The following is a 6,509-nucleotide window of genomic DNA, read 5'->3' as shown; positions in this document are numbered from 1 at the left end:
AGCGGAGGATCACGGCGGGCGCAGGATTGGCGGCAAAGGTCGCCTCGAAGCGTTCTTCCGCTTCAAAGCGATCCGTCTCATCGTTCAAGATCAGCACCAGGCAATCCGGATGGCCCTGGCTATCGGTCAGGACCAGGCTTCGGATGCGATGGGTCCAAAGCGCCTCGCCAGCGCCTGCAGGAGCAACATCCACGATGACCTCATCAACAGCTTCCCCGCACAGGACCCGCTCCATCGGGGAGGCTCCCTTGGGGAGCTGGCGTTGATCTCGGTCACGCAGTTCAAACCGTGACCGATACTCCGAAACATCGCGCCCCAGATCGGCGATGTCCTGGACGCCGTGCATCTTCAAAGCGGCTTGATTGGCCCAGGAGATGGCCTGATCGGGTTCGATCAGAACCACGCCATCCTGCAACGCCGCCAGGATCAGGCGCAGCTGCTGGTGACTGGCGTCCGCATGGGAGGGGAGAGCCGCCTTTGGCAAAGGCCGTGCCTCAGCCGCCATTTTTGGGTGTGCTGACATCGGCCATTCTCGAGGTTCTGTGCAGGAACGCAGCAGCGGGGATAAACGTCGCCCTGCCCTGCGGCAATCGTTGGCGACGAGGGGATTCAGCAACGTTGCATCTACGGCAAGATCTAGCTGTTCTCTGCACCTGCGGGCAGACTATCGTCAGCTTCGCGAGCATGGCCTGGCATGTCCGGATCGAACGTTACATGCTTTCCGACGCCCAAGGGTCCGTGATCACGATCACGCCCCGCCGGCCCAGCGACAGCATTGGCATCCGGCGCCCTCAAGGGCGTAGGCTGACGCGGCCGGAGGCCGAAACGATGTCCGATGTCCTGGAGCCGCTTCTGCTGGATCTTCTGGAGGCCGTGGCGCAGCGGCCGCGTCCCTACCATGAGGTGGTGGAGGCCTGGCGAACCTCCTGCCCCCGTCTTCCGGTCTGGGAGACAGCCATGAAGCGGAAGCTGCTGGTCTGCGGCGACCTCGTTCAGCCCACGCCGGAGGGCCTTAATCTCCTCCAGCAGCATGGGCGTCTCAGGTCGGCATAGGCCTGGCTGGGCCGTTCGGTCCGAGACTGGGGCGCCCAGGAAAAGGAAATGGATCCCCAGAAACGGACATCAGGTTGGGCCAAAGCTGCGGCGTCGCAGAGGCACGAGCCGGGAGCGATGGTTTCACGGTTCTGGCGACGGCCAACGAATGGTCAGGCCGGGAGTTGTTTATCTCAGGAAGTAACGACCATCGCCGGAGCCATAACAGGCCCACGCGGCGCGGGCATGTGAGAGTCGGACGACGTGAATTGCTTGCTGCTGGTCGAAGACGAACCTCTCGTGCGTACGCTTGCCAGGGAGGTCCTCGAGGAAGAGGGCTTCATGGTGCTGGAAGCGGAGACTGGCGACGAAGCCATCAGGATACTCAACGGCCTCGACCGCATCGACATCGTCGTCACCGATGTGCGCATGCCGGGCCACCATGACGGCGTGGACGTTGCCCGGCACGCCAGGACCCGCTTCCCCGAGGTACCGGTCATCGTCGCGACCGGCTTCGCAGCCAACATCACGAACCGCCTGCAGCAGCTCGATCCTCAAGCCGTCCTGATGCCAAAACCTTACAGCCTGGAGCGCATGGCCGCCCTCGCGCGGGCATTGTCTAGCGGAGCGGCGTCCTGCCCATAGATCGAGCGTCGGCGGCAGGCGGACCTGGAAGCTCCTGATAGCCTAGCATACGCCAAGAACTGGCGGCGGCGACTTCCAGTGCCTTCCTGGTACTCTCCTCTCGGAACTGCAGCTGCGCCAAGCGCCAGGGTCGAGCGCGTCCACGCCCACGAAAGTCCCCGAAGAACCCGGCGCGCCTCGCGCCAGCGCTCCATCAACTCGGGCAATTGTTGGAGGGAAGAGGCGGTGACTGATCGAGCGACGGCGTGGCAGATCAGGAGGTCGCGGGAGCCCATTGAGCAACCGAGATAGTTGCGAGCCGTTACCGAAGGATCTTACGGGAAGGTAGTTGTCTGATGAGTTGGTTTGCCTTTGACGCATACGCCTGGGCCCCTCAGGAAATTGGACTGGCCATCGCGGAGCAGATGCAAGGTGCGCCGACGCCGCGCTTCCTGCAGCACCTTGATGAGAGGCTGGAGGACCTGCGGGTCTTGTTGCTCGATGCGGGATTGGCCAGTTCGCAAGCGTCCACGATATGCCGAGCCGCGCATCAAATCGCCCGGGAAGAGTGGCAAGCGACCCTCTGATACGATCGAAGATCAGCAAGGGGCACTCGCCAGAATGCCGCTTCCTCCGGTTCCTGCTGCTCCCAATGAGTGCTTGCGACTGCCGCAGATAACGCGACCGGAGCATCGCCTGCCGGCGCACCGGCTCTAGGCCGTTGACAGGAATCACTTGTGGGGAGGGTGGCACCCTGGTCACACCCGCGCTAGATGCATCGCCATGCCTGCTCACCACACCCTGCACGTCGCGCTCACCCGCGAACTCTGTGACTTCGTTGCCCGCCTCGTTGCGTCAGGAAGGTACCAGAGCTCCAGCGAAGTCGTCCGCACGGCGCTGCGCCTGCTGGAGCGGACTGAAGCAGAGCCGATCACCAAACGGGCCAGCGCCCCACCTTCTCCACCGAGCGATTCCTGATGATGCCGCATGACAAGGCGCCCCATCCGAGCCAGCTGAGTCCTGGCCGTCTCGCCGAGCTGGTTCTGGAAAGCGCAGGCGATTTCGCCATCCTGACCATGGATCTCGACGGAATTATTACCTCCTGGAACAGCTCCGCTGAGACCGTGCTGGGCTGGTCGGCCGCGGAAGCCGTCGGCCAGGATGCCTGCATGATCTTCACGCCCGAGGACCAGGCGCAGGGCGCGTGCCAGGAGGAGATGGCCATTGCGCGCCGGGAGGGCCGGGCCGCGGACGAGCGCTGGCACCTGCGCAGGGATGGCAGCCGGTTCTGGGGCGCGGGTTCCATGACGCGGCTCGAAGACACGGGCACCGACGTCCATATCGGCTACGCCAAGATCGTCCGCGACCGCACGGAGCAGCACGAGGCAGGGCAGCGCCTCATCCAAAGCGAGGCGCGCTCGCGCACGATGCTCGGCATCAAGACGGTCGGCATTATCGTCTGGGGTCCGGGCTTCGGTCTGGTCGAGGTTAACGACGCCTTCCTGCGCATGACCGGCTTCACCCGCGAGGAGGCGCTGGGCAAGACCTGGCAGGAGCTGACGCCGCCGGAGTTCTTTCCGGCCTCCCACAAGGCCGTGTACGAGGTCACCACCCTTGGCGAGGCCACACCCTACGAGAAGCAGTACTACGGCAAGAACGGCAGGCGCTGGTGGGGCCTCCTCGCGCCCCGCCGCATCAACGACCACGAGGTGGTCGAATTCGTGCTCGATGTCACGGACCGCAAGGTGGCGGAACAGGCTGCCCGCGAGAGTGACCAGCGCTTCCGGCAGCTCACCGAGCTTTCGCCCGCCCTGGTCTGGTTCAGCAACCCGGACGGACAGCTGACCTACCTGAACCAGCACTACTACGACCTGACCGGCTCCACGCCTGAGCAGGCTCTGGGCGACGGCTGGAAAAGGGCGGTGCACCCGGACGACCTGCCGCGCATCTGCGCCGCTTGGCAGGACGCTCGGTCACGCGAGATGCCCTACGACGTCGAGTTCCGCCTCCGGCGGCACGACGGCGAATACCGCTGGTACAGCTCGCGAGCCACGGCGCAGCGGGACGAGGCGGGCCACATCATCGGCTGGCTTGGTAGCAACGCCGACATTACGCCGATGAAGGAGGCGGAGCAGGTCCTGCGCGCCTCGGCCGAGGCGTTGGAGCAGCAGGTGCAGGAGCGCACCCGCGACCGCGACCGCATGTGGCGCCTATCGACCGACGTGATGCTGGTGGCCGACCTCCAGGCGCAGATCGCGGCGGTGAACCCGGCCTGGGCCACCCTGCTTGGCTGGCCGCCCGAGGAGCTGATCGGTCACGACTTCATGAGCCTCGTCCATCCTGATGACGTGGCATCCACCCGGGCCGAGGTGGGCAGGCTGGCCGACGGTCTGACCACCCTACGCTTTGAGAACCGCTACCGCCACAAGGATGGCAGCTATCGCTGGCTCTCCTGGACTGCGGTCCCGGACGAAAAGTTCATCCATGCGGTTGGCCGCGACGTCCAGGCGGAGAAGGAGCAGGCCGAGGCGCTGCGGCAGGCCGAAGAAGCGCTGCGGCAGAGCCAGAAGATGGAAGCCGTGGGTCAGCTCACCGGCGGCATCGCGCACGACTTCAACAACCTGTTGACCGGCATCACGGGGTCGCTCGAGTTGCTGGGCACCCGCGTTGCCCAAGGCCGCCTCAATGGCCTGGACCGCTACATCACCACGGCGCAGGGCGCCGCAAATCGGGCGGCGGGACTGACGCACCGGTTGCTGGCCTTTGCCCGGCGGCAGACGCTGGATGCCAAGCCGACGGATGCCAACAGCCTGATCCACGAGATGGAAGACCTGATCCGCCGCACGGTGGGACCGGAGATCGCCGTGTCGACGGTGCTCGACCCGGACCTCTGGCCCACGCTCTGCGATCCGAACCAGCTGGAAAACGCGCTGCTGAACCTTTGCATCAACGCTCGCGACGCCATGCCGGAAGGTGGCCAGCTGACCATTCTGACCAGAAGGTCCCAGGTTGATGTTCGCACGGCCCGGCGGCGGGATATGCGACCTGGCGAGTACGTCGTCATCTGCGTGACTGACACCGGCACCGGCATGCCACCAGATGTCGTTGCCCGCGCCTTCGAGCCCTTCTTTACGACAAAGCCGCTGGGCCAGGGCACGGGTTTGGGCCTGTCCATGATCTACGGCTTCGCCACGCAGTCGGGCGGGCAGGTCCGGATCGACTCGGAGGCAGGCCGGGGCACGACCATGCGCCTCTACCTGCCGCGGCATCGGGGGGACGTCGTTGCTGACGAGGCGCGCGGAGACTTGGCGGATGCGCCGCGTGCCGAGGCGGGGCAGACCGTGCTGGTGGTCGATGACGAACCCTCGGTGCGTATGCTGATCACCGAGGTGCTGGAGGAACTCGGCTACGCCGCGGTGGAAGCCGCTGACGGCGCCTCCGGCCTGACGGTGCTGCGCTCCGATGCCCGCATCGACCTGCTGGTGACCGATGTCGGGCTGCCCGGCGGCATGAACGGGCGGCAGATGGCCGACGCGGCGCGGGCATTCCGGCCGGGTCTCAAAGTTCTGTTCATCACCGGCTATGCAGAGAACGCAGCGGTCGGCGAGGGGCAGCTCGAGCCCGGCATGCACGTCATGACCAAGCCTTTCGCCATGGAGGCCCTCGCCAGCCGCATCAGGGAACTCATTGCCACGGCGTGAACCGACGGTCTGCCGTGTTCAGGAGCAACGTTGCTGCCGCGGCCGGGGTGGCTCCGAAGTCGCGGTTCAGCGCTCTCGCGCCTGCCAGTCACGCCACCACGGCATCGGCTCCACACCGGCTTCCGCCGCATCGACGAGCTTCTGCGCTTCCGTCAATGCATGCCCGGCTGCACCGTGCTTTAGAAGCAGCCCTCGGCAGAGGGCGTGTTCAGGTTGGTGGCCGACTTGTCTCGGCCAAGAGCTTCCTCGACCGCGGAGGTCAGGGCGGCGGCATTGTAGGGCTTGGTCAGGACAACGCTCCCGGCGAGATCGCCGCGCAGCAGCGGCGCCGCTTGGCCACTGGCGAAGACCACGCCGATGCTTGGCTGGGCGGCCCGGGCGTGCGCCACTAGTTCCGCGCCCGAGGCGCCGGGCAGGTTGATGTCAGTGACAATGACATCGACGGCCCGCACCTTCAGGACGGTTGCCGCCTCCTCGGCGCTGATCGCCTCGACGACGGTGTATCCAGCGTCCGCCAGCATCTCGGCAGAGTTTGCGCGGATCAGCGCATCATCCTTGACCAACAGGACGGTTGCCGCGGATACCCGACTGACCATTGGCGCAGCAACCTTTGCTTGCGGTTCGCGCGCAGGGGGCCGCGCCGCCTGCTTCCGCTGCGCCTGGTTAGCGAGCACGTGCCGCACCTTGCGCGCCAGCGCCTCACGCGGATAGGGCTTGGAGAGGAGCTCGACGCCCGCATCCAGCTTGCCGCCGTGGACGATGGAGTTCTCGGTGTAGCCGGAGGTGAACAGCACCGCGAGGTCAGGCAGCCTCTGCTTCGCCTTGCGCGCCAGCTCGGGGCTCTTCAGCGCGCCGGGCATCACCACGTCGGTGAACAGCAGGTCGATGGGGATGCCGCTGTCGATGACGTTCAGCGCACTGGCCGCATCCGCCGCCTTCAGAACGCGGTAGCCGAGATCGGACAGCATCGCGACCACGACGTCGCGAACCTCCGGGTCGTCCTCAACCACCAGGATCGTCTCGGTGCCGCCCACGACTGGGCCGGTGTCGACCTGCACCAGCGCGTCTTCCGCCTGCATCGCGCGCGGCAGGTAGAGCTTGATGGTCGTGCCCTGGCCGGGCTCCGAGTAGATCTTGATGTGCCCTCCGGAC

The 6,509-nt window shown here is 65.9% G+C and carries 6 protein-coding genes; 4 read left to right on the top strand and 2 right to left on the bottom strand.

The features are described from left to right. Positions 1-523: PAS domain-containing protein (locus D9598_RS20650; protein ID WP_232477496.1), on the bottom strand; the 523-nt coding region annotated here is incomplete at its 3' end. A 782-nt stretch (positions 524-1,305) separates the two neighbouring features. Here D9598_RS20650 and D9598_RS20640 point away from each other — a divergent pair. The 4 genes from D9598_RS20640 to D9598_RS20625 all read left to right on the top strand — a co-directional run bounded on the left by D9598_RS20640 (position 1,306) and on the right by D9598_RS20625 (position 5,357). Further along, positions 1,306-1,677, top strand: a complete 372-nt coding sequence (locus D9598_RS20640; protein WP_198368370.1) for a response regulator — start codon at positions 1,306-1,308, stop codon at positions 1,675-1,677. A gap of 335 nt (positions 1,678-2,012) precedes the next feature. Continuing rightward, positions 2,013-2,243: a hypothetical protein gene (locus tag D9598_RS20635; protein WP_198368369.1), complete on the top strand. Its 231-nt coding sequence runs from the start codon at positions 2,013-2,015 to the stop codon at positions 2,241-2,243. Between the two features lie 196 nt (positions 2,244-2,439). Continuing rightward, positions 2,440-2,634: a type II toxin-antitoxin system ParD family antitoxin gene (locus tag D9598_RS20630; protein ID WP_198368368.1), complete on the top strand. Its 195-nt coding sequence runs from the start codon at positions 2,440-2,442 to the stop codon at positions 2,632-2,634. 2 nt (positions 2,635-2,636) lie between these two features. After that, the gene (locus D9598_RS20625; RefSeq protein WP_198368367.1) at positions 2,637-5,357 is read left to right on the top strand and encodes a PAS domain-containing sensor histidine kinase; all 2,721 of its coding nucleotides are present in this window, start codon (positions 2,637-2,639) and stop codon (positions 5,355-5,357) included. Between the two features lie 179 nt (positions 5,358-5,536). Here the strand turns inward: D9598_RS20625 and D9598_RS20620 are convergent. Beyond that, on the bottom strand, positions 5,537-6,509 hold a 973-nt coding region (locus tag D9598_RS20620; protein WP_198368366.1), incomplete at its 5' end, for a response regulator.

The sequence above is a fragment of the Roseomonas sp. KE0001 genome (genome assembly GCF_016107285.1).
GTDB lineage: Bacteria > Pseudomonadota > Alphaproteobacteria > Acetobacterales > Acetobacteraceae > Pseudoroseomonas.
This window is presented reverse-complemented; position numbering and strand designations above follow the sequence as displayed.